This is a genomic window from Modestobacter marinus (assembly GCF_019799945.1).
GTDB classification, from domain to species: domain Bacteria; phylum Actinomycetota; class Actinomycetes; order Mycobacteriales; family Geodermatophilaceae; genus Modestobacter; species Modestobacter marinus_B.
The window spans coordinates 19,065-45,274 of the sequence record NZ_JABGCH010000022.1 but is presented as its reverse complement, the minus strand read 5'-3'; the positions used below and the strand labels follow the sequence as shown (position 1 = coordinate 45,274).

The following is a 26,210-nucleotide window of genomic DNA, read 5'->3' as shown; positions in this document are numbered from 1 at the left end:
TGGGTCACTCCCCTCCGCCGGGCGCCAGTGGGGTCACCACGGCCACCCGCTCGTCCAGCCGGACCGGTCGGCCCGCCGTCACCGGGAGCTCGGTGACCGTCCCCGCGACGGGGGCGGTCAGCACGTGCTCCATCTTCATCGCCTCGACGACCAGCAGCGGGGTCCCCGCCTCCACGTGGTCACCGAGGGACACCTGCACCAGCGTCACCAGGCCCGGCATCGGGGCGGTCACCGCGCCGTCGGACGCCGCCGACGCGGCGGTCGACGCCAGCCGCTCGTGCTCGCGCAGCGCGGCGACGTGCCCGTCGACGGCGAGCCAGACCGTCCCACCGGAGTGGACGACGGTGAACCGGGTGCTCACCGCGCCGACGGTGACGCTCAGCCGGTCGCCGTCCCGGGAGGCGCAAGCCGGCAGCGGCTCGCCGTCGCCCACCCGCACCTCGGCAGCGGCCGCCAGGCCGCGCACGCGTACCTCGACCGGGGCCCCGCCGGCCGCCTGCAGCCGGAGGAGCGTCCACGCCGGCTCGCCCAGCCGCCAGCCCGAGGGCACCTCCCACGGGTCGACGAGGCGCCCCGTCGGCTCGGCCTCCAGCTGCAGCGCGAGGGCGGCGGCCGCGTACACGTGCGGCGGCGGGGGCTCCGACCAGGTCAGCGCCTCGCCCCGGCGCTCGATGAGCCCGGTGTCGAGCCGGCCCGCGACGACGTCGGGGTCGGCGAGCAGGTCGCGCAGGAAGGTGGTGTTCGTGGCCACCCCGAGGACGGCGGTGTCCCCGAGCGCCCGGACCAGCCGCGCCCGCGCGGTCTCCCGGTCCGGCCCCCAGGCGATCACCTTGGCCAGCATCGGGTCGTAGTCGGTGCCGACGACGGAGCCCACGACCAGCGAGCTGTCCACCCGCACCCCGGTGCCGGCCGGCTCGACCAGGCCGACGACCGTGCCGGTCTGCGGCAGGAACCCGCGCGCCGGGTCCTCGGCGTACACCCGCGCCTCGATCGCGTGCCCGTCGAGGGTGACGTCGCTCTGGTCGATCTGCAGCGGCTCCCCCGCCGCGACCCGCAGCTGCAGCTCCACGAGGTCCAGGCCGGTGATGAGCTCGGTGACCGGGTGCTCGACCTGCAGCCGGGTGTTCATCTCCAGGAAGAAGAAGTCGCGCGGGGAGTCGGCGTCGACGATGAACTCGACGGTGCCCGCCCCGGTGTAGCCGACCGCGCGGGCCGCCTCGACCGCGGCGCGCCCCATGGCGGCCCGGGTGGCGGTGTCCAGCAGCGGGGAGGGCGCCTCCTCGACGACCTTCTGGTGCCGGCGCTGCAGGCTGCACTCCCGCTCACCGAGGTGGATCACCGTGCCGTACGTGTCGCCGAAGACCTGCACCTCGATGTGCCGCGCCCGGCCGAGGTACCGCTCGACCAGCAGCGTGTCGTCGCCGAAGGAGCCGCGGGCCTCGCGCCGGGCGGCGGCGATCTGCTCGGGCAGCTCCCCGGCGTCGCGGACCACGCGCATGCCCTTGCCCCCGCCGCCGGCGCTGGGCTTGAGCAGCACGGGGAAGCCGATCTCCACCGCGGCGAGGGCGACGGCGTCGTCGTCCATGCCCGGCTCGGTGCGTCCCGGCACGACCGGCACGCCCGCGGCAGCGACCGTCTGCTTGGCGCGGATCTTGTCGCCCATCGCCTCGATCGCCGCGACCGGCGGGCCGATGAAGACGACCCCCGCCCGCTCGCACGCGCGGGCGAAGTCGACGTTCTCCGACAGGAAGCCGTAGCCGGGGTGCACGGCCTGCGCGCCGGTGCGGCGGGCGGCGTCGAGCACCCGCTCGATCGACAGGTAGCTCTGCGCCGCGGGCGCCGGGCCGATGGGGACGGCGACGTCCGCGAGCCGGGTGTGCAGCGCGCCGGCGTCCGCCTCGCTGTACACGGCGACGGAACGGATGCCCAGCTCCCGCAGGCTGCGGATCACCCGGACGGCGATCTCCCCGCGGTTGGCGACCAGGACGGTGTCGAACACGCTCAGCACCCCCCGTCGCGGGAGGGGCGGTCAGGCCGCCTTGCGGGTGCTCTTCGCGAGAACGGCGTCGGCCTTCTCGAGCTTGACCAGCCGACGCTTCTTGACCGTGTACCCGTCGGGGAGGTTGCCCTCAGCGAGGGCCCGCAGGGGGCAGCGCTTGCACCGGGGCTTGTCCTCGCAGCACTTCTTCTTGGGCATGCGCTGCTTCGCCGACGCGCGCTTGTCCTTGGCCACGTGGTGAGGTTAGCCATGCCTTCGTAGGTGGGCCACCGTCTTGGGCGTGTCGCCAGATACCGTGCGCGGGACGAAGTCCGACACACCCGGGAGTCCCGATGGCCGCCGATGCCTTCATCGACCTGCTCAACGCCCAGATCGGCAACGAGTTCGCCGCGCACCAGCAGTACGTCGCCTGCGCCATCTACTTCGACCAGCTCACGATGCCGCAGACCGCCCAGCTGTTCTTCGACCAGGCGGTCGAGGAGCGAAACCACGCGATGATGATGGTGCGGTACCTGCTGGACGCCGACGCCCTGGTCACCATCCCGGGCATCCCGGCCCCGATCACCGACTTCCCCGACGTGGTCGCCCCGGTCGCCCTCGCGCTGGACCAGGAGAAGCGGGTCACCGAGCAGATCAACCGGCTCACCGCCGTCGCCCGGCAGGAGATGGACTTCGCCTCCGACCAGTTCATGCAGTGGTTCATCAAGGAGCAGGTCGAGGAGGTCAGCAAGATGAGCGACCTGCTCGCCATCGTGAAGCGCTCCACGCACGACCTGGAGACGATCGAGGACTACGTGCTGCGCGAGGTCAAGGGCGAGTCGGCCGACCCGACCGCGCCCTCCATCGCCGGCGCCTGACCTCCCCGAGGGGCGGAAGTGGCCACTTTCGCCCTTCGCGTCACATCCGGAAGACGCCATAGCCGACCTCCTCGAGGGGCGCGTTGGCGCAGGCGGACAGCGCCAGGCCGAGCACGGTGCGGGTCTGCGCGGGGTCGATGACGCCGTCGTCCCAGAGCCGGGCCGTGGCGTGGTACGGGTGCCCCTGGTCCTCGTACTGGGCGCGGATCGGCCCCTTGAAGGCCTCCTCGGCCTCGGCGGACCACTCCTCGCCGCGGGCGGCCAGCCCGTCCCGCCGCACCTGCGCCAGGACGCTGGCCGCCTGCTCGCCGCCCATCACCGAGATGCGCGCGTTCGGCCAGGTGAACAGGAACCGGGGTGAGTACGCCCGCCCGCACATCGAGTAGTTGCCCGCGCCGAACGAGCCGCCGATGACGACGGTCAGCTTGGGCACCCGGGCGCAGGCGACGGCGGTGACCATCTTGGCGCCGTGCTTGGCGATACCCCCGGCCTCGTAGTCGCGGCCCACCATGAAGCCGCTGATGTTCTGCAGGAACAGCAGCGGGATCTTGCGGCGGTCGCACAACTCGATGAAGTGGGCGCCCTTGAGCGCGGACTCGCTGAACAGCACCCCGTTGTTGGCGATGATCCCGACCGGGTGGCCGTGCAGCCGGGCGAAGCCGGTCACCAGCGTGGCGCCGTAGAGCGGCTTGAACTCGGCGAACCGGCTGCCGTCGACCAGCCGGGCGATCACCTCGCGCACGTCGTAGGGCGTCCGGGTGTCCACGGGGACGACGTCGTACAGGCTCTCCGCCGGGTGCAGCGGCTCCTCGACCGGGTCGACGTCCCACGGTCGGGGGGTGCGCGGGCCGAGGGTGCCGACGATCTGCCGGACGATCTGCAGGGCGTGCGCGTCGTCCTCGGCCAGGTGGTCGGTGACCCCGCTGACCCGGGAGTGCAGCTCGCCGCCGCCGAGCTCCTCGGCGGTGACCTCCTCCCCCGTCGCCGCCTTCACCAGCGGCGGGCCGCCGAGGAAGATCGTGCCCTGACCGCGGACGATGACCGCCTCGTCGCTCATGGCCGGCACGTACGCGCCGCCGGCGGTGCACGACCCGAGGACGGCGGCGATCTGCGCGATCCCGGCTTTCGAGAGGTTGGCCTGGTTGTAGAAGATCCGCCCGAAGTGGTCCCGGTCGGGGAAGACCTCGTCCTGCAGCGGCAGGAAGGCGCCGCCGGAGTCGACCAGGTAGACGCAGGGCAGCCGGTTCGCCCATGCCACCTCCTGGGCGCGCAGGTGCTTCTTGACCGTCATCGGGTAGTAGGTGCCGCCCTTGACCGTGGCGTCGTTGGCGACGACGACGACCTCCCGGCCGGACACCCGCCCGATCCCGGTGATGATCCCGGCGGCCGGCGCCTCGTCGTCGTAGAGCCCGTGCGCGGCCAGCGGCGACAGCTCGAGGAACGGGCTGCCCGGGTCGAGCAGGGCGTCGACCCGCTCGCGGGGCAGCAGCTTGCCGCGGCCGACGTGCCGCTGCCGGGCGCGGTCCCCGCCGCCCTGGGCGACCCGGGCCAGCTGCTGGGCCAGGTCGGCGGCCAGGCGCCGGTGGTGGCCGGCGTTGCGGGCAGCCGCGTCCGGGTCCGCCGAGGAGGCGGTGGAGAGCACCGGTGCGTCCACGAGCGGAGTCAACCACGACTCCCGCCCGGATGTGAACAGCGGTTAACCTGAGCGCGTGCCGTCCACCCCGGACACCGCGCTGCACGACAACGCCGCGCGGCCCTCCCGCCGCGAGCAGATCCTGCGGGCCGCGGCGCAGCTGTTCGCCGAGCGCGGCGCGCGGGCGGTGGGGGTCGACGACGTGGGCGCGGCCGTGGGGGTCACCGGCCCGGCCATCTACCGGCACTTCGCGAGCAAGGACGCGATGCTCGCCGAGATGCTGCTGCGGATCAGCGAGCGGCTGCTGGCCGGGAGCGCGGAGGTGGTCGCCGCCGCCGGGGACGACGCCGCCGCCCAGCTGCGCGCGCTGATCGCCTTCCAGGTGGAGTTCGCCCTGGACAACCCCGCGCTGATCACCGTGCAGGACCGGGACCTCGGTGTGCTGAGCGAGCCCGACGCCCGCCGGGTGCGCCAGGTGCAGCGGCGCTACGTCGAGGAGTGGGTCGCGGTGCTGGCCCGGCTGCACCCCGAGGCGCCGACGGCGGCCTGCCGCGCCCGGGCGCACGCCCTGTTCGGCCTGATCAACTCCACACCGCACAGCGCCGGCCGGCTGGCCCGGCCGGCGATGGCCCGGCTGCTCACCGGGATGGCCGAGGCGGCCGCGACGGCCCCGATCTGCTGACGGACCCGTCCTCCTCCCCCCTCGCAAGCTGGGGGCGAGCCTCGGGACGGGGCCGAGGGAGGATCAGGCGGCCGGCGGCAGGGACAGGGCGGCGCTGGCGAGGGCGTCGAGCGCGGAGGTCGCCCCTGCCTCACCGGTCCAGGACGTCTCCACGATGGTCACCGTGCTGCCCTGCTGGGAGCTGGCGTACTCGGCGTTGCGCAGCCGGTCCGGGCCGCCGTCCCAGCTGACCCCCTCGCGCAGCAGGTCGTTGACGTTGCCACTGCCGTCGGTGTCCGCGAGCGACCGCAGCGCCCCGGCCCCGGCGGCATCGGGCATCTCGATCCGAGCCACCGAGACGACCGCGGGGCGGCCGTCGGGATCGGCCGACCAGAGCCACCGGTCGAGCGCGGTGCAGTCCGAGTTGCCGAAGAACGCGGCCACCGAGCTGTAGGAGTGCCCCCGGCAGCTGGTGTCGCTCTGCTGGACCTGCAGGGTGAACGTGATCCCGTTGACGACCTCGGTCGCGCCCGGCGTCAGCCCGGCGGCGGGCGCGGGCGTGTCGGGGGCCGCGGTGGTGGCGCCGGCCTGGTCGGCGGGGGTGTCGTTGTCCCGGCCGGTGAACGTTAGGACGCCGACCACCAGGAGGACCAGCACGACGGTCACCGCGGCGGCGACGAGCAGCGCGGAGCGGGCGCGCCGGGGCCGCTCCTGCTCGTCCGGGTCGTCGCCCGACGGAGCCCGGCGGCGCGGCCGCAGCTCCGGGGGCAGCTCGCGCTGCACCGGCGGCGGCACGGGCGGCTGCCTGGACCCGGCGGTCTGCGGAGCCGGAGCAGCGAACAGGCCGCCGATGCCGCCGGTCTCCTCCCCCGGGCGCGCGCCGCCGGGCTCGGAGACCAGCGCGACGGTGTCGCCGGAGCGGGCCTGCTGCAACTGCGTCGGGAGGACGCCCGTCGACGGCACCCGCGGGGTCTGCGGCGGAACGGCCGGGGGCGCGGGCGCAGCGGCGACGACCGGGTCCTGCCCCGTCGACGGCGGGGGAACAGCGGCCGCGGCCGCCTGCGCCGCCGGTTCGTGGGCCGGGGCGGGCGCTGCGGCGGCCTCCGCCTCGGCCTCCGCCTGCGCGGCCACCGCGGCGGCGGCGACCCGGGCAGCGGCGGCCGGGTCGACGATCGGTCCGGCCGGGGCGACTCGGTCCGGGACCTCCGGAGCGGGCTCGGCGGCCACCCGGGTCGGCTTGGCGTTGAGGGTCGCGGGCGTCAGCAGGTCGGGCCGGCGCAGCACGTAGGGCGAGTAAGGAAAGCCCTCGCCGTTCAGCTCCTCCACCGTCGGGGTGCGGCCGGGCACACCGAGGGCCTCGATCGCGGCCCGCACGTCGGCCGTCGTCCACAGCCGCGGGTTGTCGGTGCCGGCGTAGCGGCTGGCGCGCGCGACGCCGAGCAGCAGCGAGCGGGGGTCCAGCAGCGCCACCTGGTCGCCCTCACCGAGGTCGCCGTCGGGCGGGTTGAGGCCGGTGACGGCGCCGACGAGGACGGCCAGCCGGGCGATGCGCCCCGGGTCGAGGCCCGCGCGGCGCAGCGTCACGGCGGCCTCCATGCCCGCCCGCATGAGGCCGTCGAGCGGTGTGGAGCCGCCGCCGGACAGCTGGAGCACGTCGCCGGGGGCGTTCCCCGGGCCGATCGTCCAGGCACCGTCGGGTGTCGCGGTCACGATGCCGGACTGGCGCTCCACCTCGACGACCCGCACGACGGCGAGGCCCTCGGGAACGAAGAGGACGGCGTCGGACAGCCGGCGGTGCATCGGCCCCTCGACCGCCGGACGGGCGGCCATCACCGCTCCCCGGACGCCACCGCCGGTGTCCCAGTCGGCGAGCTCGGCGAAGAACGCACGCTCTGCCGCCGTCTCCAGCGGGGTCGGCGTGAGGATCAGCACGGACTCTCCCGGGCGCAGACGACAGGGGCAGCGCAGCCCGGGCGCGACCCCGGCCACACGGTCGCCGCCCGGCACGGGGCCCACGGGCGGACCCGGACGACGGTACGTCATCGGCCCGGCTCCTCGGGCCCACCGCGGGGCGCGCCGCGCGGCGGGCGCGGTCATCGGCCGGCCGCCCCGACCGGGGACACCGGGCCGCCGCCGCGGCCCGAGCGCCGGAGTGCACCGGTGCGTAGGGTGGCGCGACGTGGCTGACACCGCGCCGAGCAACCTGGTCTGGATCGACTGCGAGATGACCGGACTGGACCTGGTCCGGGACAAGCTCATCGAGGTCGCCGTCGTGGTCACCGACTCCCAGCTCAACGTCCTGGACCCGGGGCTCGACCTGGTGATCCACGCCGACGACGAGGACCTCGCGGGGATGGTCGGCGTCGTCGCGGAGATGCACGCGAAGTCCGGGCTCACCGAGGCGGTGCGCGACTCGACGGTGACGCTCGAGGAGGCCTCGGCCCAGGTCCTCGAGTACGTGCGGCGATTCGTGCCCGATCGGCGCAGCGCCCCGCTCTGCGGCAACTCGATCGGCACCGATCGCGGGTTCCTCGCCCGGGACATGCCCGAGCTCGACGACCACCTGCACTACCGGATGGTCGACGTGTCCTCGGTGAAGGAGCTGGCCCGCCGCTGGTACCCCCGGGTCTACTTCGCCCAGCCGCAGAAGGGTCTGGCCCACCGGGCCCTCGCCGACATCCTCGAGTCCATCCGCGAGCTGGCCTACTACCGGCAGACCCTCTTCGTGCCCGATCCCGGCCCCTCGAGCGAGCAGGCCCAGGCCGCGTCGGCCGCCGCCGTCACGGCGTTCGCCCCGGTGCTCGCGGCCGGTGCGGCCGACGAGGGCACGCCGGACGCGGAGGCCCCGGCAGCGAGCTGACCCGGGCCGGGTATCGTTACGTCGGTTCGCGCGGCCACCCCGGTGGCGGCGAGCGACGGTGGGTGTAGCTCAGCTGGTAGAGCGCCAGGTTGTGATCCTGGATGTCGCGGGTTCGAGTCCCGTCACTCACCCCACAGGAGAGGCCCTGGTCAGGCAACTGACCAGGGCCTCGTCCGTTCCCGGGGGCTCGGCTCCGACCGGGCCACGCGTCGAGCGCCCAGGCGGGCGGGGTGTCGAGGACCGGTCACCAGACCGATCGGCGTGGCGCGTGCGGTCGTGCCCTGCCCCTGCCCCTGCCCCCGGCCCCCGGATCGGGCGAGCCCCGGGCGAGGAGCCGGGTGCGGTCGGAACGGGGGCATCCGGCGGCCATCCGGCCGCCGAACTGTGCGAATGTGTGGGCGGCCCCCTCTCCCAGGAGGTGTGATGGCCGACCAGGGCGACACGGACGCCGCGGTGCTGGCCGCACTGCAGGTGCACCCCGCGCACGGCGCCGTCGTCTTCCGGGCGGTCCCGGACCAGCGGGGTGAGGCCGGCGATTTCGTCGTCGAGCAGTTCACCGGCGCCGCCGCCCGGCTGCTGGAACCCGTGCTGACGCCGGGCACCCGGATCAGCCAGGTGGCGGAGCCGTCCGGGGAGGACCTCGTGCCCGAGATGGCCCGGCTGGTGACGGACGGCGGCTGGTCACGGCTCGCCCTCCCGTCGGGGGACGCCCCCGAGAGCCCGGCCTGCGTGGACGCCGTCGGCGTCGGCGACCGGGTGGTGGGGCTGATCTGCCCGGAGGGCCCCCTCCCCCCGCCGGTGCAGGAGCGCGGGTTCCGCGCGCTCGTCGAGGCCGCCGTCGACGTCGTCCACGTCCTCGACGCCTCCGGCATCACCCGGTACATCAGCCCCGGGGCTGCCCAGGTGCTGGGCTACACGCCCGCGGAGCTGGTCGGCCGCCACTTCCGGATGATGCTGGACCCCCGGGACCGGGCCCAGGTCGAGCAGACCTTCGCCGACGTTGTGTCCGCACCCGCGGGAGCGGTGGTCGAGGCGGAGCACCGGGTCCGCAGCAAGGACGGCCAGGTCCGCTGGGTCCACGGCCGCGGCTCCAACCACCTGGGGACGCCGGGGGTCCACGCCGTCGTCGTCAACTGGCGCGACGTCACCGTGCCCGTGGAGCTGCGTGCCCGTCTGGAGTACGCGGCCACCCACGACGCCCTGACCGGGCTGGCCAACCGGACGCTGTTCATCGACCACCTGGAGCTCGCGCTCGCCACCGCGTCCCGGCACCCCCGGCTCCGGGTCGCGGTGCTCTTCTGCGACCTCGACCGCTTCAAGCTGATCAATGACAGCTTCGGCCACGCCGCCGGAGACGCCCTGCTCCGGCAGGTCGGCCAGCGGCTGCGCGGCGCGGTCCGTCCCGCCGACACGGTGGCCAGGCTCGGCGGCGACGAGTTCGCCGTCCTCTGCCCGGAGCTCGCCGACGAGGAGCAGGCCGGCCATCTGGCCGAGCGGGTGGTGGCCGCGGTCGCCGGCCCGTACCGGCTGGAGGACGGGCCGGAGGAGCTCCTCGTCGGCACCTCGGTGGGTGTCGCGCTCTCCCCGCACCCCCCGCAGGACGCCGAGCTGCTGGTGCGGGAAGCCGACACCGCGCTGTACGAGGCCAAGCACCGGGGCGGTGGCCGGGTGCAGCTGTACTCCGGAACGCTCAGCGAGAGCGTCAGCCAGCGGTTCCACCTGGCGGCCGAGCTCCGCCGGGCCTTGGTCAGCGACCAGCTCCGGGTGCTCTACCAGCCCAAGCTCCGCCTCGCCGACGACGAGGTGTTCTCCGCCGAGGCGCTGCTGCGGTGGGAGCACCCCGAGCGGGGCCTGCTCCGGCCGGCGGACTTCCTCGGGCTGGCCGAGGAGGCCGGGCTGCTGCTCCCGATCGGGGCGTGGGTGCTCCGGACGGCGGCCGAGCAGGTGGCGGCCTGGGCGCAGAGCGGCCGCGGGATCGGCGTCCAGATCAACTTCTCCCACGAGGAGCTCATCGACCCGACGATGCTCGAGCTGGTGAGGGCCACGCTCGCCGAGACCGGTGTCGACCCCGGCAAGCTGGAGATCGAGATCACCGAGCGGGCGGCGGTGGCCGACCTGTCCCGCACGATCGAGACCGTCGGGGCCGTCCGGGCGCTGGGGCTCCACGTGTCCCTGGACGACTTCGGCACCGGGTACTGCTCACTGGCCTGGCTGCGGCAGATCCCGGTGGACGTCGTGAAGCTGGACCAGAGCTTCACCCAGGGGCTCGGGGACGACCCGACCAGCACCGCCATCGTGGAGGCGGTGATCCGCCTCAGCTCGGCCCTCGACCTGCTGACCGTCGCCGAGGGGGTGGAGACGGCCGAACAGCTCGCCCGGCTCCGGGAACTCGGCTGCCACTCCGCGCAGGGCTACTTCATCGGCGTGCCGATGACCGCGGCGGAGCTGAGCGACCGGCTGCTGCGCTGACGGCACCGGTCAGGCGGACGGGACGGACCGGGCGGACGTCCAGCCTCCCTGATGGAGCCGCTCGAACCCGTCGAGCAGCAGGTCGAGGGCGAACTCGAACTCGAACTGGTCGTCGCAACCCGCGCCTCCGGCCATTCCCCCGTCGTCCGACACAGCCGTCGCCATGTCGACGATGTGCGGGTACCGCGCGGCGAACTCGCCGAACATCGCCGCCCGCGCATCCGGGTCGGCCGGCGGCTGCGGCGTGGGGAAGACCTCCTGGGTGAAGCCCCACATGCGGATGCCGAGCGCGTGCATGACGTGGTGGGTGAGGTCGGCGGAGAACCCACCGGCCCGGAAGGTCCCGATGAGCGAGTCCATGTAGGCCAGCACGGCCGGCGGCGCGTGCGTGCGTGACTGGATCACCGCGGAGGCCCAGCCGTGGCGCAGCAGGGTGCCGCGGGCCGAGAGGATCCGCTGCCGGACGGCGTCCTTCCACTCCGCACCCCGCGGAGGTGGGTCGATCTCGCCGACGACGACCTCCACCATGCCGTCGAGCAGCTCCTCCTTGTTCGCCACGTGCTTGTAGAGGGCCATGGGCACCACACCCAGCCGCTCCGCCAGGTTGCGCATGCTCAGCGCGTCGATCCCGGTCTCGTCGGCGAGCGCGACGGCGGCACGCAGCACCCGGTCCCGGTTGAGCGGAGCCCGGCGACCCTCTCCCTGCAGCACCCTCCGACCCCCTCCCCGCTGCAACAACGGCCCGTCCTTGACGGGTGTACGGCATACACCTTACCGTCCCACCCGGTGTACGTCGTACACCGGTACCTCGTCGGAAGGACCTCACCGTGGACTCCGCCCCGCGACCGTGGCTGGTGCCCACCGGTCTGATCCTGCTCAGCCTGGTCCCCGTCCTCGCCGGCGCCGCCCGGGTCGCGGAACTCACCGGCGACGCGCACGTCACCCCGGACAACGCCCGGTTCCTCGCCTCGCCGGCACCGGTGCTGGTGCACATCGTCGGCGCCACCCTCTACTGCCTCCTCGGGGCGTTCCAGTTCGCTCCCGGCCTCCGCCGTCGTCGGCGGGGCATGCACCGCACGGCGGGGCGGCTGCTGGTGCCGCTGGGACTCGCCGCGGCGCTGTCGGGACTGTGGATGACGCTCACCTACCCCCGCCCACCCATCGACGATGTGCTGCTGACGCCGGTCCGGCTCCTCTTCGGCGCGGCCATGGCCGCCTGCCTCGTCCTCGGTGTCACGGCCATCCGGCGGCGGGACATCGCGAGCCACCGCGCCTGGATGGCCCGCGGCTACGCCATCGGCCTCGGGGCCGGCACCCAGGTCCTGACCCATCTGCCGTGGATGCTGCTGGTCGGGCAGCCGAGCGGGCACGCCCGGGTGCTGCTGATGCTCGCCGGCTGGGTGATCAACCTCGCCGTGACCGAATGGGCGCTCCGCAGGCGGCCGGCCGGACCCGCCGCGGTCCCGGGCCGGTCCGCGTCCTCAGCCGGCGGACCGGCACACCCGAGGGCGGCCGCGCCGGTCGAGGCAGCCCGGTAGAGGCAGGCTGGCACGCGCCTCGGTCAGGCGGGCCAGACGGCGTCCTCGGGATGGGCCCGGACGGCGAGCAGGGCGATGTCGTCGTCGGCGCGGCCGGTCACGATGCGGTCGAGCAGCTGGTCGCACAGCTTCTCCACCGGGACCGCGGCGAGCTGGGCGAGCTCGGCGCAGAGACGGGCGAGGCCGTCGTCGATGCCGGAGTGACCGTGCTCGACCAGCCCGTCGGTGTAGAAGACCACCGTGTCACCGGGGTGCAGGGTCACCTCGGAGTTGCTGCGCCACGCGGTGCACTCGGCGCCGAGCAGCCGCTCGGGCACGCTGTCGAGCAGTTGCGCCGTCCCGTCGGGGCGGAGCAGCGCCGGCGGCAGGTGGCCGGCCGAGGACCAGCGCAGCGTCCGCAGCCCGGCCCGAGCCCGCTCCGCCGGCCGCTCGATCCGGGCGACCAGGGCGGTGGCCATCGTGCCGACGTGGAGCCCGTCGAGCACCCGGTCGACCCGGGTCAGCACCTGGGCGGGGCTCTCCGGCCGGTCGTAGGCGATGCCGCGCAGGATGCTGCGGATCTGACCCATCGCCGCGGCGGCGTCCACGTCGTGCCCGACCACGTCACCGATCACCAGCAACGTCCCGCCGTCGGGCTGCGGAAAGGCGTCGTACCAGTCCCCGCCCACCTGCTGGTAGACCGCGGCCGGCCGGTACCGGACGGCGATCTCCAGCTCGTCGGTCTGCGGTGGAGGGCTGAGCAGGCTGTGCTGCAGCGTCTCGGCGACCTTCAGCTGCCGGCCGTAGAGGCGGGCGTTGTCCAGTGCGAGCGCGCCTCGGCGGGCCACCTCGACGGCGATGGCGATCTCCGCCTCGGTGTGCGGCGGCCGGTCGCCGCCGTTGAGCAGCGCCAGCGCACCGAAGGTCTCCCCGCGGGCGCGCAGCGGCACGATCGTGCACGACGTGGTGTCCAGCCGCCGCCAGGCCGCCCGCACCCCCTCGGTGGGCAGCGACGGCGCGATTAGGTCCTGGTCGATCGTGGTCAGCTGCACCGGCTGCCCGGTGAGCAGCGCCTCGACCATCGCGGCGTCGTCACCGGTGTTGCGCAGCCGCCCCGCCACGTAGGCGTCCAGGTCAGCGCGGCGGGCCGGGTCGCGGTGCGCCCACGCCTCCTCGCCCGGGCCGCCGTCCTCGCCGGCCAGCGCGACGACGGCCCAGTCGCACAGCCGGGACGCGGCCAGCTCCGCCAGCCGGGTGGCCGACTCCCCCGTGTCCAGGGTCGCGATCATGGCCTCGGACACCTCCGCCAGGAAGCGCAGCCGAGCAGCGTCCTCGGCACCCCCGACGGTCCGCCCGGCATCGACGACGGGTTCGCCGGGCCGGCCGTCGACCGGCCGGGCGGACAGCTGCAGCAGACCGTCGACGACGACGGCGGTGACCTCCAGCCGGCGGCCGGACGGCGGGTGGTAGCCCGACCAGGTCACCGGGGTGCCCACGCTGCGGGCGTGCAGCAGGAACGAGTGCAAGGCAGTGCCCCGGAGCTCGGGCAGCGCGACCCGGACGTCCCGGCCGATCAGCTCGTCGACGCTCCGGTCGAGCAGCCGCGCGGCGGCCGGGTTGACGTAGCCGATGATCCAGTCGGCGTCGAGGACAGCGACCGGGGTGGGCAGCACCTCGAGGGCTGTCGCGAGGGCCTCCGCGCCGAGGGGGGAGGCCGCGGATCCACTCACCACAACTCCTGCGTCTCGGTCAGCGGCCCGGCGGCTGGGGGGTTCGGACTCTACGTCAGGCCCAGCACGGCGTACACCGACGCGGCCGCACCGGGCGCGCCGCCGGAGGGGCCACCGGACGGCGGTGCCGCAGCGGAGAAGGCCGAGATCAGGCGGCCCGGCGGCCGCGCTCCTGGACCGCCGGACCTCGGTGGTACGGGCACCCGGGCGCCCGCATCACCGTGCCCGGTGACCTACCCACCGCGGCGATCCGCAGGCATGCGGTTCGCTGCGTGCGCAGGTGTCCGACCGGGCCGGGAGGGGGAACTGACCGCCGTGCCCTTCGTCTCCCCCACCGTCACCGTGCGCCGGGTGTCCGACGAGCTGTGGGAGGTGGTCGAGCCGCTGGTCTACCACGGCCACTCGGACACCTTTGTCGTCCCGGCGGGATTCCGCACCGACTTCGCCACGGTGCCGCGACCGGTGGTCTGGCTGATCCCGCGCTTCGGGCGCTACACCCTGGCCGCGGTGCTGCACGACTGGCTGGTGACGAAGGGGCTGGCCGCCGGGGTGGTGTCCGCCCGGGACGCCGACGGCCTGTTCCGCCGGGTGCTCCGGGAGCTCGACGTGCCGCCGGTCCGCCGCTGGCTGATGTGGACCGGCGTGCGCTGGGGGTCGGCGGCCAGCGGGCGGTGGACGGGCTGGTGGCGGGACGCTCCCCTGGTGCTGGCGATCTCGGTGCTGGCCGCGCCGGTCGTCGCCCCGCCCGCCGTGCTCATCACCGTGGCGCTGGCCGTCTACGCCGTCGTGGAGACCGTGGTGATCGCCGCCCTGCCCGGTACCCGCCGGCGCACCGACGGCGGGATCCGGCTGTGACCGCCCCGCCGGGAACGGGTCAGGTCAGCGCGCTGCCGGCCTTCCAGTCCTCCCAGGAGACCGCCCAGTCGTAGATGTCGCCGTCGACCCAGGAGAGGGTCGGCCCGATGGAGTTGACCACCTCGACCACGTCGCCGGGCTGGGAGAAGTCGTAGAACCACCGCGCCCGCTCGGTGGAGAGGTTGATGCAGCCGTGCGAGACGTTGGCCGAGCCCTGGGACGCCACCGACCACGGCGCCGCGTGCACGAACTCACCGTTGTTGGAGATCCGGGTGGCGTACTGGACGTCGGTCCGGTAGCCGCCCGGGGCGTCGACCGCGAGACCGAAGGTCGAGGAGTCCATGGTGATGTCGGCGAACTTCTCGAGGACGACGTGCGGCCCGTTGCGGGTCGGGTTCTCTGCGCTGCCGGCGCTCATCGGATAGGTCTGCACGACCTGGTCGCCGTCGTAGACGGTCAGCGTGTGCGCGCCCGCGTCGACCACCGAGACGTGCTTGTCACCGACGTTGAAGGAGACCGTACGGTCCTTCTCGCCCCACACGCCGTTCCCGAAGTCGACGCCGTAGAGGTCGGCCTCCAAGGTCACCTCGGTGTTCGCCGGCCAGTAGGTCGACGGCCGGAAGTGCACCTCGCTGTCGGACAGCCAGCTCCAGACCCCGTCGGTCGGGGTGGACGTGGTGACGTGCAGGTTGCGCTCGACGGCGGCCTGGTCGGCGACCGGGTCGTCGAAGTAGACGCGGATCGGCATGCCCACGCCCACCGTCGTGCCATCGAGCGGGCCGACGCTCGGGGTCGACAGGGTGGCCGGGGAGACGGTCGTGAAGGTGCTGCTGGCGGTGGCCTCGGCGTCGTCCTCGTTGGCCGCCGTGGCGGTGACGGTGTAGCTCGTGCCGTAGGCCAGCTCCCCCTCCGGCGTCCAGACCGACGTGGTGGGGTCGCCGTCCGCGGGAGCCACGGCGCCGGGCACAACGGCTCCGGCGGCGTCGGTGACGGTGACGTCGCCCAGCTCCCCGCTGCTGACGATCACCGAGACCGGGGTGGTCGGCGGGAGGTCGACGCTGCCGTCGGACACGCTCAGCGCGAGCTCGGCGGGCGCCGCCGGCCGCTCCGGCGTCCGGGCGGAGGCGTCGCCGGACGACGACCCCTGGCATCCGGCGAGGAACGCCAGCAGCACGGCGATGAGCACCGCAGCCACCCGCCGTCCCTCGCCCCGACCGTTGACCGACGACACCACGACGACCTTCCTCCTGCACCGACACCTGCCCGATCGGGACCGTCCCGGGGGCCGGGTGCCGAGTTCCAGTGTCCACGTCGGTGCTGACAGTTCACTGTTCATCGACCCACAGGCGCGTGGCCTACCCCCACGGTCACCGCTCGGGACCGCCGTGTACAGTTCTCCCACGTCGCCGGGCTGCGCCCCGAGGACACGCGCCATTAGCTCAATTGGCAGAGCAGCTGACTCTTAATCAGCGGGTTCGGGGTTCGAGTCCCTGATGGCGCACCACCCGTGAACGGCCCCGTCCCATCCGGACGGGGCCGTGCTGCGTCCGCGGGCCGGATGACCCAGCCGATGCCCGGACGGCAGGATCGCGGTCATGAACGGACCACAGCGGCGGGACTCCGGACTGACCACCGAGACCCGGGGGCACGTGCGCGTGCTCACCCTCGACCGCCCCGAGCGACGCAACGCGCTGTCCAGCGCGCTGCAGGCCGACCTGGTCGAGGAGTTCCTGGCCTGCGCCACCGACCTGGACGTGCGGGCGGTGGTGCTGACCGGCACCGGTCCGGCGTTCTGCGCGGGTTTCGACCTCAAGGAGATCCGCGAGGCCGACCGCCGGGGTGAGCCGTTCCGCCCGCCGATGAACCGGCCGGGCCGCAACCTGTTCGAGGTCCTCGGCGAGACCTACGTGCCGGTCATCGCCGCGCTGAACGGCCACGCCGTCGCCGGCGGCTTCGAGCTCGCCCTGGCGTGCGACATCCGGATCGCCGCGCCGGGGATCAAGATGGGGCTGCCCGAGGCGAAGATCGGCATGGGCGCCAACTACGGCTCCGTCGTGCTGCCCAAGCGGGTCCCGACCGGCCTGGCGCTGGAGCTGCTGTTCACCGGCGACTACGTCGACAGCGAGGAGATGGCGCGCTGGGGGCTGGTGAACCGCGTCGTCCCGGCCGGCGACGTCCTCCCCGAGGCGCTGCGGCTGGCCGAGCGGATCGCCGCCAACGCGCCGCTGTCGGTGCGCCGGATGAAGGAGACCGCGCTCAAGAGCCTGGACCTCCCTCTCGCGACCGGCCTGCGACTGGATGTCGGCCCCAACCCCTACCTCAGCGAGGACCGCCGCGAGGGCATCGCGGCCCATCTGGAGAAGCGGCCCCCGCGGTGGTCGGGCCGGTGACCGGCAGGGAGAGTGGACCCGTGACCGAGCCCGCTGCCGCCGTCGACGCCGCTGCCCTGGGTGCCCGCCGCGCCCGCGAGTACCTGGACCACGTGGCGGCCGGGCGCACCGCCGAGGCCGAGACGCTGCTGGCGGGGCTCGAGGACACCCGGGAGCTGGTGTACGTGGGCGCCGCGTTCACCGCCCTGGCCCGCGCCACCGGCCGCACCCTCCCGACCGCCATGCGCGCCCAGGCCAGCACCCGCCAGGTGCTGCTCGGGCAGCTGCGGGACCGGAACCGCCGGGACGCCGAGGGGCTGCGGTGCTGGCTGCGCGAGGCGGCCGAGGAGGTGCGCACGGTGCACCGGCTGGCCGAGGCGGCCCGGCGTCGGCTGGGCTCAGCCGGCTGAGGGGCGCAGCGCCGTCCGGCCGAGGGCGATCGCGAGCGGCAGCGCGACGGCGAGCAGGACGGCGGTGAGCGTGTACGTCGTCGGCAGCCCCAGCCCCGCGGCGACCGCGCCGACGGCCAGCGCGCCGATCGCCGTCCCGGTGTCGTAGCAGGCGTTCCAGACGGCGCTGACGGTCGCCGTCGGACCGTCCCCGGCCCGGGCCAGGGCGAGCACCAGCGTCAGGTTCTGCACCGCGCCGTAGGCGAGCCCCAGGGCCAGCGCCCCGGCGAGCACCGCGGCCACCCCGGGGCTGCCCTCGGTGGTCAGGCCCAGCGCCACGAGCAGCAGCCCCACCACCCCGGCGGCCACGCTCCCGGGCATCAGCAGCCGCGCGCCGAGGCGGTCGACCAGCACGCCGGCCTGCCACCGGCCCAGCGCGCTGGTGAGACCGAACAGCAGCAGCGCGACGGCCGCCAGCGACCCGTCGGGCCGCTCGATCGGCAGGAAGGTGAAGAACCCGCCGCCGGCCAGCGTCATCACCAGCAGGAGCACCGAGGGCGTGACGGAGGCCCGCACGGCAGCCCGGGACCCCGTGCGCCCGCGCCCCGGCTCGGCCCGCTCACCCACCGCCCGCACCAGCCCGGGCAGGAAGCCGCAGGCCAGCACCGGCGCCGCCGACAGCGCGGCGACCCAGCCGAAGTGCCCGGCCAGGGTCAGCGCTGCGCCGCCGGGCACGGCGACAATCGTCGGGACGGCGATGGCCAGCCCGTAGATGCCGATGGACTCCCCGCGCCGCTCGGGCGGCACCGCCTGGGCCGCCACCGTGGACCCGAGCACGGTCAGCACGGCGAACCCGAGACCCCGGACCGCCGAGACGACGGCGAACCAGCGCACGTCCTCGGCGAGCAGGTACAGCGGAGAGGGCACGGCGAGGGCCAGCAGCCCGGCGAGCAGCACCGGCCCGAGCCCGAACCGGTGCACCAGCGCGGGCACCGCCCCCTGGGCGAGCACCGTAGCGACCAGGAACACCGTGGTCACCGACCCGGCGGCGGTGAGCCCGTACCCGAGCGCGGCGGCGTGCGCGGGCAGCGCCGAGAGCAGCAGCGAGTAGCTGAGGAAGCCCAGCACGTTCAGGGCGAACAGCGACCGCACCGCCGGCAGCCGCCACAGCGAGCCGCGCTGCTCCGCAGTCGTCACGCCCGGTCCCCCGCTCTCCCCGCCGACCCCTACGGTCGGGCCATGAAACCAGAGGCCAGCATCCCGGCGACCACCTCGATCGTCGTCATGGGGGTGTCCGGGTCCGGGAAGACCAGCGTCGCGCAGGAGCTCTCCCGGCAGCTCGGCTGGGAGTACATCGAGGGCGACGACCTCCACCCGGAGGTCAACGTCGCCAAGATGGCCGCCGGCAGCCCCCTCGGCGACGAGGACCGCTGGCCCTGGCTGCGGCGGGTCGCCGAGGTGATCGGCGAGCACGCCGCGGCCGGGAGGTCGGTCGTCCTCACCTGCTCGGCGCTCCGGCGCGCCTACCGCGACCTGCTGCGCGAGGACAACCCGTCGGTGTGGTTCGCCCACGTGCAGGTGTCCGAGGGGGTGCTGGCCGAGCGGCTGGGGAAGCGGCAAGGGCACTACATGCCACCGTCCCTGCTGGACAGCCAGCTGGCCACCCTCGAGCCGCTGGGCGAGGACGAGCCCGGCGGGGTCATCCCCGGCGACGGCCCGCTGGAGCAGACCGTCGCCGACCTCCTCGCCGACCTCCGCCGCGAGCGCGGAGTAGCCGCGAGTTGACCCGGGCCCTCTCGCAGGGGTCGCCGCGAGCCTGCGAGGGGTGGGGGGCGAGGGGGTCCTTACGCCATGTGGGGGTAGCGGTGGTCGGTCGCCGGGACGAACGTCTCCTTGATCGACCGGGTGCTGGTCCAGCGCATCAGGTTCTGCGCCGCGCCCGCCTTGTCGTTGGTACCCGAGGCCCGGCCGCCACCGAAGGGCTGCTGGCCGACGACGGCGCCGGTCGGCTTGTCGTTGACGTAGAAGTTGCCGGCCGCGTGCCGCAGGAAGCGCTGGGCGTGCGCGATCGCCGTCCGGTCCTGGGCGATGACCGAGCCGGTGAGCGCGTAGGGCGCCGCGGACTCCATCTGCTTGAGCACCGTGTCGTAGTCGCCGTCGTCGTAGACGTGCACGGCGAGCACCGGGCCGAAGTACTCGGTGGTGAACACCTCGTGCCCGGGATCGGTGCCCTCGATGACCGTCGGCCGGACGAAGAAGCCCTCGCTGTCGTCCGCCGTCCCCCCGGCGACGACGGTGAGCGCGTCGTCGTCCTGGGCCGCCTCGAGGACCTTCGACAGCTTCCCGAACGAGCGGGAGTCGATGACCGCGCCCATGAAGTTGGAGAAGTCGGTGACGTCGCCCATCGGCAGCGACTCGGTGGTGTCCACGAGGTCGTCGCGCATCCGGGCCCAGAGGCTGCAGGGGACGTAGGCCCGGGAGGCCGCGGAGCACTTCTGCCCCTGGTACTCGAAGGCGCCGCGGATCAGCGCGGTGCGCAGCACGTCGACGTCGGCCGACGGGTGCGCGACGACGAAGTCCTTGCCGCCGGTCTCGCCCACGATGCGCGGGTAGCCGCGGTAGCCGGAGATGTTCTGCCCCACGGTCCGCCAGAGGTGCTGGAACACCGCGGTGGACCCGGTGAAGTGGATGCCGGCCAGGTCGCGGTCGGCGAGGACGACGTCGGAGACGGCGATCCCGTCGCCGGGCAGCATGTTGATGACCCCCGGCGGGAGCCCGCCCGCCTCGAGCAGCCGCATCGTGTGCCAGGCGGCGAGCTGCTGGGTGGGCGCGGGCTTCCAGACGACGGTGTTGCCCATCAGCGCCGGCGCGGTGGGCAGGTTGCCGGCGATCGCGGTGAAGTTGAACGGCGTGACGGCGTAGACGAAGCCCTCCAGCGGGCGGTGGTCGACGCGGTTCCACACCCCGGCGCCGGAGATCGGCTGCTCGGCGAGCACCTGGCGGGCGAAGTGCACGTTCCAGCGCCAGAAGTCGATCAGCTCGCAGGCGCTGTCGATCTCGGCCTGGTAGGCGGTCTTGCTCTGGCCGAGCATCGTCGCGGCGTTCAGCGTCTGCCGCCAGGGGCCGGCGAGCAGGTCCGCGGCCTTGAGGAACACCGCGGCCCGGTCGTCGAAGGAGAGGTCGGCCCAGCCGGGCGCCGCCTCCTTGGCGCTGCGCACGGCGTCTGCGGCGTCCGTCGCGGTGGAGTGCGCCGAGGTGCCGAGCACCTGGGCGTGCCGGTGCGGGGCGACGACGGCGAAGCGCTCACCGGCGGGCATCCGCTGAGCGCCGCCGATCGTGGCGGTCAGCTCGACCGGGGCGGCGGCCAGCTCGGCCAGGCGCAGCTCGAGCGCCGCCCGCTCGGGAGAGTTCGGGGCGTAGTCGCGCACGGGCTCGTTGCGCGGCGCGGGGACCTGGGTGACGGCGTCCAACATCGGGGTGCTCCTCAGTTCTTGGTGGCGAGCGAGCGGAGGAAGAACTGCAGGTTGGCCGGGCGCTCGGCCAGCCGGCGCATGAAGTAGCCGTACCAGTCGACGCCGTAGGGCACGTAGGCCCGCACGGTGTGCCCGGCCGCGGCCAGGCGCAGCTGCTCGTCGGGCCGGATGCCGTAGAGCAGCTGGAACTCGTAGCTGTCCGGGTCGCGGCCGGTCCGGTCGACCAGGGCCAGCAGCAGCTCGATCAGGCGGGGGTCGTGGGTGCCGGCCATCGGGTGGCCGGGCCCGCGGACCAGGATCTCCAGGCAGCGGGCGTAGGCGGCGTCGACGGCGGCCTTGTCCTGGTGCGCGACGGCCGCCGGCTCGTTGTAGGCCCCCTTGACCAGCCGCACCCGGGAGCCGGGGGTCGCCAGCGCGCGGGCGTCGTCCTCGGTGCGGTGCAGCATCGCCTGCAGGACCGCCCCGGTGCCGGGGTGGTCGCGGCGCAGCTCGGCGAGGACGGCGAGGGTCGAGTCGACGGTGCCCGACTCCTCCATGTCCAGGGTGACGGTGGTGCCCATCGCCGTGGCGGCCTCGGCCACCGGGCGCACCAGCTCCAGCGCGACGTCGTGCCCGCCGAGCGGCAGTGCCTGGCCGAAGGCCGACAGCTTGACCGACACCTCGGCCCGGCGCCCGAGGCCCAGCGGCGCGAGCGCGTCCAGGAGGGCGAGGTAGGCGTCCCGGGTGCGCTGCGCCTCGGCGCGGGTGGTGACGTCCTCGCCCAGGTGGTCGAGCGTGACGGCCAGGCCCTCGCCGGTCAGCGTGCGGACGACGTCGAGCGCCTCGAGCAGCGTCTCCCCTGCCACGAACCGGTCGACGACCCGGCGGGTGACCGGGGTGCCGGTCACCATCCGCCGCAGGGAGGCGCGGCGGGAGGCGGCGAGCAATGCCTTCTGGGTGAGCACGGCGGCACCTCCGGCTGGTCTGGCTGTCCCCTCCGACGGTAGGGACGGCGGGTCACGCCGCACCAGGGACAGATGTCGGGACTCCGGCCCTCATCTTCGTACGATCGTCTGAACGACGGGAGGACTCGTGCGCGACGACCTGCAGGACCTGGTGGACGAGGTGTCCCGTGCCCTCGGTGCGCCCGCGACGCTGGAGGACCGCGACTTCACCCTCCTCGCGTTCTGCGCGCACGAGTCCGGCCCGGCTCCCGCCGAGACCGCGATGGACGCCGTCCGGACCCGGTCGATCCTCGGCCGCGGGTCCACGCCGGAGGTCCGCACGTGGTTCGAGGGGCAGGGCATCACCACGGCCACCGCTCCGCTGCGGGTGGCGGCCGACCCGGCGGCGGGGATCCTCACGCGGCTGTGCCTGCCGGTGCGCGCCCACGGCGAGCTGCACGGCTACCTCTGGCTGCTCGACGGCGGGCGCACCGACGTCACCGACCCCGCCGCCCCGGGCCTGGCGGAGGCCGTCGCGCTGGCTGCCGAGGCAGGCCGGCTGCTGGCGGCCGGGCGGCCGGGGACGACGGACCTCGCCGCCGACCTCGCCGCCGTGCTGACCGGCGGCGGCCGGGCCAGGCGGTCCCTCGACGCGGCCCTCGGGTCCCGGACACCGGTGAGCGTGGTGGCGCTGCGCCCGGCCGCTCCGGGGCTCCCCACCGACTGGCGGCCGCCGGGGGCGGGGGCGATCAGCGCCGTGCTGGACGACGGCAGCGCCGTGGCGGTGCTCCTCCCCCTGGCCGACGACCGCGACGTGCGTCCGGCCGGGGCGCTGGCGGCGGCCGCGCTGACCGGGCTGCCGGCCGGGAGCACGGCCGGGGTGGCGGCGGCCCGCCGCGGCTGCGCGGAGCTGCCCGGGCAGTGGCGGGAGGCCCGGACCGCGGCACGCGTGGCCGCGGTCGACCCCCGCCTGGCGCCGGCGGCGTCCTGGGCCGAGCTCGGCGCCTGGCGGCAGGTCGCCGTCCTGCCGGGACCGGACCCGGCGCTCAGCGCCCTGCTGACCGACCCCGTGCTGACCGAGACGGCCGCGGTGTGGCTGGACTCGGCCGGCAGCCCGCAGCGCACCGCCGCCCGGCTGTGCGTGCACCGGCAGACGCTGTACTACCGGCTGGGCCGCATCGCGCAGCTCACCGGCCTGGACCTCGCCGACGGCGCCGACCGGCTGCTGCTGCACCTCGGGGTGCGCGCCGCACGACTGGCCGCCGTGGACGGTTGACCGGCCCAACCGACGCACCCGGCGTCCCGTCGGTCGGTTGGCCTAGGCTCGTTGTCGCTGATGAGCTCAGCGACGGACGCGCTCCCCGGATCCGGGCCGGCGCCGGCGACGACGGGAACCGGGTGGCAGAGACGACGACGGCGCAGCTGCCGGCCGCGGGCACGGACGTGCTCCGGCGTCTGCGCACCGCGACCGCGGTCGAGCACCGGGCCGTCGAGGACACCCTGGACCTGCTCGACCCGCAGCTGACCCGCGACCGGCTGGTCCAGGTGCTCATCGCGATGCACGGCTTCTGGCGCGCGGCCGAGGCGGGGCTGGACGCCTGGGCGCGGGCCCGGCCGGACGACGCCGCCGGGGTCGACTGGTCGCGCCGCCGGCGCAGCCACCTGTTCGCCGCCGACCTGGCCGCCCTCGGCGTTGCGTCCGAGTCCGTCGCCACGCCGGACCTGCCGCCGGTGGCGGACACCGACGAGGCGCTCGGCCGGCTCTACGTGCTGGAGGGCTCCTCGCTCGGCGGGGTCTTCATCGACCGGCACCTGGCCGGGCTCACCCACTTCGCCGGCGCCGGCCGGCTCACCGCCTTCTCGCCGTACGGCGAGGACACCGGGTCGATGTGGCACGCCTTCCGGCAGGTGACCCGCGACCGGGTGGCCGCGGGCGGGGACGCGGACCGCCTGGTCGGCGCGGCGCAGGAGACCTTCGGCGCGCTCGCCGCCTGGTGCGGGGCACGGGCGGGCCGATCGTGACCGACCAGCTGCAGTCCGGCCCGTGGCTGGCGCCGGGCGAGCCGGTCGACCTGGGCAACTGCGAGCGGGAGCCGATCCACGTCCCGGGCAGCATCCAGCCGCGCGGGGTGCTGCTGGCGGTCAGCGAACCGGACATGGTGGTCCGTCAGGTGTCCCGGAACCTCGCCGACGTGGTGGGCGTCGCCTGGGACGCGGCGCTGGGCCGGCCGCTGGCCGAGGTGCTCGGCGTCGTCCCGGCCCAGGCTGTGGCGCGCTCCGCGAGCGCCTTCGGTGACCTGCGCGAGCGCAACCCCGTGGAGCTGATCGTCGACTGCGACGGCACCCCTTGCCCGGTCGACGCGATCCTGCACCGCGCCGCGCACAGCCCCGAGACCGTCGGCCTGCCCCTGGCCGACACCGGGCCGCCGGTGGGCGGCCTGCCCGCCGCCACGCCGTCGAGCACCCTGGTCATCGAGCTGGAGCCGGCGTACGGACCCCGCCCGTTCTCGTTCCCGAACACCTACCAGGCGGTGCGCGGCACGATCAGCGAGCTGAACCGGGCCACCTCGCTGCAGGAGCTCTACGACATCACCGCGGAGGCCGTGCGCACCATGACCGGCTTCGACCGGGTGATGGTGTACCGCTACGACCCCGACTACAACGGCGAGGTCGTCGCCGAGGCGAAGGCTCCGGAGCTCAACTCCTTCCTCGGCCTGCACTACCCCGCCTCGGACATCCCGGCCCAGGCCCGGGCGCTGTACGAGAAGAACTGGATCCGGCTCATCTCGGACGTCACGTACACCCCCGCGCCGCTGGAGCCGGTCGACCTGCCCGCCACCGGCCGCCCGCTGGACCTCACCTACTCCACGCTGCGCAGCGTCTCGCCGATCCACTGCGAGTACCTGCAGAACATGGGCGTGCGGGCGTCGATGTCGATCTCCCTGTTGCGGGACGACCGGCTGTGGGGGCTCATCGCCTGCCACCACTACTCCGGTCCGCACGCCCCGCCGTACGCCACGCGCGCCGCGGCGGAGTTCCTCGGGTCCACGCTGTCCCTGCGCCTGGTCGACCGGGCCGAGGACGAGGAGCACCGGCGGGCGCTGCAGGTGCGGTCCACCATGGCCTGGCTGACCGCGGCCGCGCTCGACGAGGACCGTCCGCTCGCCGAGACGCTGCTCGGCCGGCCCGGGCTGCTCGACGTCGTCCCGGCCGACTCCCTCGTGGTGAGCCTGCAGGGCAACACCGGCACGGCCGGGGTGCCGCTGCCCGCGGACGTCGTCACGGCACTCGCGGAGTGGGCCGCCGGGCAGGGCCATGACGTCGTCAGCACCGACCGGCTCCCGCTGGTCGCGCCGCAGCTCGGCGTCCCGGCCGACCTGGCGTGCGGCGTGCTCGCGCTGCCGCTGCCGGAGGGGCAGTTCGTCCTCTGGACCCGCGCGGAGCAGGTGCACTCCGTCGACTGGGGCGGCGACCCGCACAACAAGGCGATCGCCGAACGCGAGGGCGACACGATCCGGCTGTCGCCGCGGCGGTCCTTCGACCGCTGGCGGGAGGTCGTGCGCAACCGCTCCGAGCCGTGGAGCCCCGCCCAGCTGGCCGAGACCGGTGACCTGCGCGCCAACCTGCTGGAGGCGCTGTACGCGCGGTCCCGGCGGGTGGCCCGGGCCGCGGTCACGCTGCAGCGCAGCCTGCTGTCCGAGCCGCCGCACGCCGACCACCTCGGCTTCGCGGTGCGGTACGTCCCCGCCGCGCGCGAGGCCCAGGTCGGCGGCGACTGGTACGACGTGTTCCAGCAGCCCGACGGCAGCACGATGCTGGTGATCGGCGACGTCGTCGGGCACGACACCGAGGCAGCGGCCTGCATGGGTCAGCTGCGCGGGCTGCTGCGCGGGATCGCCTACGACAGCGCGGAGGGCCCGGCGGCCGTCCTCGGCCGGCTGGACCGGGCGATCGACGGCCTCCAGCTGCGGACCGTGGCCACGGTGCTGGTCGCCCGGCTGGAGCAGACCGGGGAGGAGTCCGAGCGCGGGGTCACCCGGCTGCGCTGGTCCAACGCCGGCCACCCGCCCCCGGTGGTGCTCGCCCCGGACGGGCAGGTGCAGGTGCTGTCCGGCCACCGCCCCGAGCTCCTGCTCGGCGTGCAGGCCGGTGCGGCCCGGTCCGACCACGTCGCGACGGTCGAGCGCGGCTCGACGGTGCTGCTGTACACCGACGGGCTCGTCGAGCGGCGCGACCAGGTCTTCGACGTGGGCGTCGAGCGGCTCGTCGCCGAGCTCGCGGCGGTCGGCTCGGGGGACGTCGAGGGCCTGGTGGACGAGCTGCTCGGCCGGCTGCTGCCCGAGCGCAACGAGGACGACGTCGCGCTCATCGCGGTCCGGCTCGCCCCGCAGCGCTGACCGGCGGGCCGCCGCCGGCCTCCAGGTGGGGGTTCCCGCCACCCAGGGTGGCTGGTGACCGTGCGTGGTGCCTCCGAC

The 26,210-nt window shown here is 74.8% G+C and carries 22 protein-coding genes and 2 tRNA genes; 14 read left to right on the top strand and 10 right to left on the bottom strand.

Translation table 11 applies throughout. The annotated features are described in order from the left end of the window. Positions 1–4 precede the first annotated feature (4 nt). Complete coding sequence (locus tag HK417_RS17385) at positions 5–1,999, bottom strand: acetyl/propionyl/methylcrotonyl-CoA carboxylase subunit alpha (RefSeq protein ID WP_308123669.1); 1,995 nt, start codon at positions 1,997–1,999, stop codon at positions 5–7. Positions 2,000–2,029: 30 nt separating this feature from the next. Continuing rightward, positions 2,030–2,233 (bottom strand): hypothetical protein, encoded by a 204-nt coding sequence (locus HK417_RS17380; protein WP_222268846.1) that lies wholly within the window; start codon positions 2,231–2,233, stop codon positions 2,030–2,032. 98 nt (positions 2,234–2,331) lie between these two features. On the opposite strand from HK417_RS17380, the gene HK417_RS17375 reads away from it, so the two are divergent. Then, positions 2,332–2,856, top strand: coding sequence for a ferritin (locus HK417_RS17375; protein WP_222268730.1), 525 nt, complete (start codon positions 2,332–2,334; stop codon positions 2,854–2,856). Positions 2,857–2,896: 40 nt separating this feature from the next. Here HK417_RS17375 and HK417_RS17370 read toward each other — a convergent pair whose 3' ends face one another. After that, positions 2,897–4,510 carry a carboxyl transferase domain-containing protein gene (locus HK417_RS17370; protein ID WP_222268728.1) on the bottom strand — a complete coding sequence of 538 codons (1,614 nt, stop codon included), beginning with the start codon at positions 4,508–4,510 and terminating at the stop codon, positions 2,897–2,899. A 55-nt stretch (positions 4,511–4,565) separates the two neighbouring features. Between HK417_RS17370 and HK417_RS17365 the strand changes: the two genes are divergently transcribed. Beyond that, positions 4,566–5,171: an SACE_7040 family transcriptional regulator gene (locus tag HK417_RS17365; protein WP_222268726.1), complete on the top strand. Its 606-nt coding sequence runs from the start codon at positions 4,566–4,568 to the stop codon at positions 5,169–5,171. Positions 5,172–5,234: 63 nt separating this feature from the next. Here the strand turns inward: HK417_RS17365 and HK417_RS17360 are convergent, their stop codons facing one another. Beyond that, the gene (locus tag HK417_RS17360) at positions 5,235–7,082 is read right to left on the bottom strand and encodes a hypothetical protein (RefSeq protein ID WP_222268724.1); all 1,848 of its coding nucleotides are present in this window, start codon (positions 7,080–7,082) and stop codon (positions 5,235–5,237) included. Between the two features lie 247 nt (positions 7,083–7,329). On the opposite strand from HK417_RS17360, the gene orn reads away from it, so the two are divergent. The 3 genes from orn to HK417_RS17345 all read left to right on the top strand — a co-directional run bounded on the left by orn (position 7,330) and on the right by HK417_RS17345 (position 10,479). Beyond that, positions 7,330–8,010: an oligoribonuclease gene (gene orn / locus HK417_RS17355; RefSeq protein ID WP_222268722.1), complete on the top strand. Its 681-nt coding sequence runs from the start codon at positions 7,330–7,332 to the stop codon at positions 8,008–8,010. A 58-nt stretch (positions 8,011–8,068) separates the two neighbouring features. Further along, positions 8,069–8,144: transfer RNA gene (locus tag HK417_RS17350), tRNA-His, on the top strand. 289 nt (positions 8,145–8,433) lie between these two features. Then, a complete protein-coding gene (locus HK417_RS17345; protein ID WP_222268720.1) occupies positions 8,434–10,479 on the top strand; it encodes a putative bifunctional diguanylate cyclase/phosphodiesterase in 2,046 nt (681 codons plus the stop codon). Positions 10,480–10,488: 9 nt separating this feature from the next. On the opposite strand, the gene HK417_RS17340 is transcribed toward HK417_RS17345, so the two are convergent. Next, the gene (locus HK417_RS17340) at positions 10,489–11,190 is read right to left on the bottom strand and encodes a TetR/AcrR family transcriptional regulator (protein WP_222268718.1); all 702 of its coding nucleotides are present in this window, start codon (positions 11,188–11,190) and stop codon (positions 10,489–10,491) included. Between the two features lie 116 nt (positions 11,191–11,306). Here HK417_RS17340 and HK417_RS17335 point away from each other — a divergent pair, with 116 nt between their 5' ends. Further along, positions 11,307–12,017 carry a DUF2306 domain-containing protein gene (locus HK417_RS17335; RefSeq protein ID WP_222268717.1) on the top strand — a complete coding sequence of 237 codons (711 nt, stop codon included), beginning with the start codon at positions 11,307–11,309 and terminating at the stop codon, positions 12,015–12,017. A 23-nt stretch (positions 12,018–12,040) separates the two neighbouring features. On the opposite strand, the gene HK417_RS17330 is transcribed toward HK417_RS17335, so the two are convergent. Beyond that, positions 12,041–13,726, bottom strand: a complete 1,686-nt coding sequence (locus HK417_RS17330) for a SpoIIE family protein phosphatase (RefSeq protein WP_222268715.1) — start codon at positions 13,724–13,726, stop codon at positions 12,041–12,043. Positions 13,727–14,041: 315 nt separating this feature from the next. On the opposite strand from HK417_RS17330, the gene HK417_RS17325 reads away from it, so the two are divergent. Further along, positions 14,042–14,581 (top strand): DUF1353 domain-containing protein, encoded by a 540-nt coding sequence (locus HK417_RS17325; RefSeq protein WP_222268713.1) that lies wholly within the window; start codon positions 14,042–14,044, stop codon positions 14,579–14,581. Between the two features lie 19 nt (positions 14,582–14,600). Here the strand turns inward: HK417_RS17325 and HK417_RS17320 are convergent, their stop codons facing one another. Beyond that, positions 14,601–15,776, bottom strand: a complete 1,176-nt coding sequence (locus tag HK417_RS17320) for a L,D-transpeptidase (RefSeq protein WP_308123668.1) — start codon at positions 15,774–15,776, stop codon at positions 14,601–14,603. Between the two features lie 233 nt (positions 15,777–16,009). On the opposite strand from HK417_RS17320, the gene HK417_RS17315 reads away from it, so the two are divergent. The 3 genes from HK417_RS17315 (at position 16,010) to HK417_RS17305 (ending at position 17,360) form a co-directional block, all read left to right on the top strand. Further along, positions 16,010–16,085 (top strand) — tRNA-Lys (locus HK417_RS17315). 91 nt (positions 16,086–16,176) lie between these two features. Further along, on the top strand, positions 16,177–16,971 hold the full coding sequence (locus tag HK417_RS17310; protein WP_222268708.1) for an enoyl-CoA hydratase/isomerase family protein: 795 nt from the start codon (positions 16,177–16,179) through the stop codon (positions 16,969–16,971). 20 nt (positions 16,972–16,991) lie between these two features. Then, a complete protein-coding gene (locus HK417_RS17305; protein ID WP_222268705.1) occupies positions 16,992–17,360 on the top strand; it encodes a hypothetical protein in 369 nt (122 codons plus the stop codon). On the opposite strand, the gene HK417_RS17300 is transcribed toward HK417_RS17305, so the two are convergent. Beyond that, positions 17,349–18,536 (bottom strand): MFS transporter, encoded by a 1,188-nt coding sequence (locus tag HK417_RS17300; RefSeq protein ID WP_222268704.1) that lies wholly within the window; start codon positions 18,534–18,536, stop codon positions 17,349–17,351. The two genes, HK417_RS17305 and HK417_RS17300, sit on opposite strands and share 12 nt — an antisense overlap. 42 nt (positions 18,537–18,578) lie before the next feature. Here HK417_RS17300 and HK417_RS17295 point away from each other — a divergent pair, with 42 nt between their 5' ends. Continuing rightward, positions 18,579–19,124 (top strand): gluconokinase, encoded by a 546-nt coding sequence (locus tag HK417_RS17295; RefSeq protein ID WP_222268702.1) that lies wholly within the window; start codon positions 18,579–18,581, stop codon positions 19,122–19,124. 59 nt (positions 19,125–19,183) lie between these two features. Here the strand turns inward: HK417_RS17295 and pruA are convergent, their stop codons facing one another. Both pruA and HK417_RS17285 read right to left on the bottom strand, forming a co-directional pair. After that, a complete protein-coding gene (gene pruA / locus HK417_RS17290) occupies positions 19,184–20,812 on the bottom strand; it encodes an L-glutamate gamma-semialdehyde dehydrogenase (protein WP_261327118.1) in 1,629 nt (542 codons plus the stop codon). 11 nt (positions 20,813–20,823) lie between these two features. Further along, positions 20,824–21,756: a proline dehydrogenase family protein gene (locus tag HK417_RS17285; RefSeq protein ID WP_222268700.1), complete on the bottom strand. Its 933-nt coding sequence runs from the start codon at positions 21,754–21,756 to the stop codon at positions 20,824–20,826. A 127-nt stretch (positions 21,757–21,883) separates the two neighbouring features. Here HK417_RS17285 and HK417_RS17280 point away from each other — a divergent pair, with 127 nt between their 5' ends. From HK417_RS17280 to HK417_RS17270, 3 genes are all read left to right on the top strand, one after another. Continuing rightward, the gene (locus HK417_RS17280; protein ID WP_222268698.1) at positions 21,884–23,011 is read left to right on the top strand and encodes a PucR family transcriptional regulator; all 1,128 of its coding nucleotides are present in this window, start codon (positions 21,884–21,886) and stop codon (positions 23,009–23,011) included. Between the two features lie 122 nt (positions 23,012–23,133). Further along, positions 23,134–23,757, top strand: coding sequence for a biliverdin-producing heme oxygenase (locus HK417_RS17275; protein WP_222268696.1), 624 nt, complete (start codon positions 23,134–23,136; stop codon positions 23,755–23,757). After that, a complete protein-coding gene (locus tag HK417_RS17270) occupies positions 23,754–26,132 on the top strand; it encodes a SpoIIE family protein phosphatase (RefSeq protein WP_308123667.1) in 2,379 nt (792 codons plus the stop codon). The genes HK417_RS17275 and HK417_RS17270 overlap by 4 nt, the downstream gene beginning before the upstream one ends. The last annotated feature ends 78 nt before the right edge of the window (positions 26,133–26,210 follow it).

Excerpts from the sequence above, each read along its gene's own strand:
- pruA (WP_261327118.1), bottom strand. The coding sequence starts at position 20,812 with ATGTTGGACGCCGTCACCCAGGTCCCCGCGCCGCGCAACGAGCCCGTG.
- HK417_RS17295 (WP_222268702.1), top strand. The coding sequence starts at position 18,579 with ATGAAACCAGAGGCCAGCATCCCGGCGACCACCTCGATCGTCGTCATG.
- HK417_RS17375 (WP_222268730.1), top strand. The coding sequence starts at position 2,332 with ATGGCCGCCGATGCCTTCATCGACCTGCTCAACGCCCAGATCGGCAAC.
- HK417_RS17345 (WP_222268720.1), top strand. The coding sequence starts at position 8,434 with ATGGCCGACCAGGGCGACACGGACGCCGCGGTGCTGGCCGCACTGCAG.
- HK417_RS17310 (WP_222268708.1), top strand. The coding sequence starts at position 16,177 with ATGAACGGACCACAGCGGCGGGACTCCGGACTGACCACCGAGACCCGG.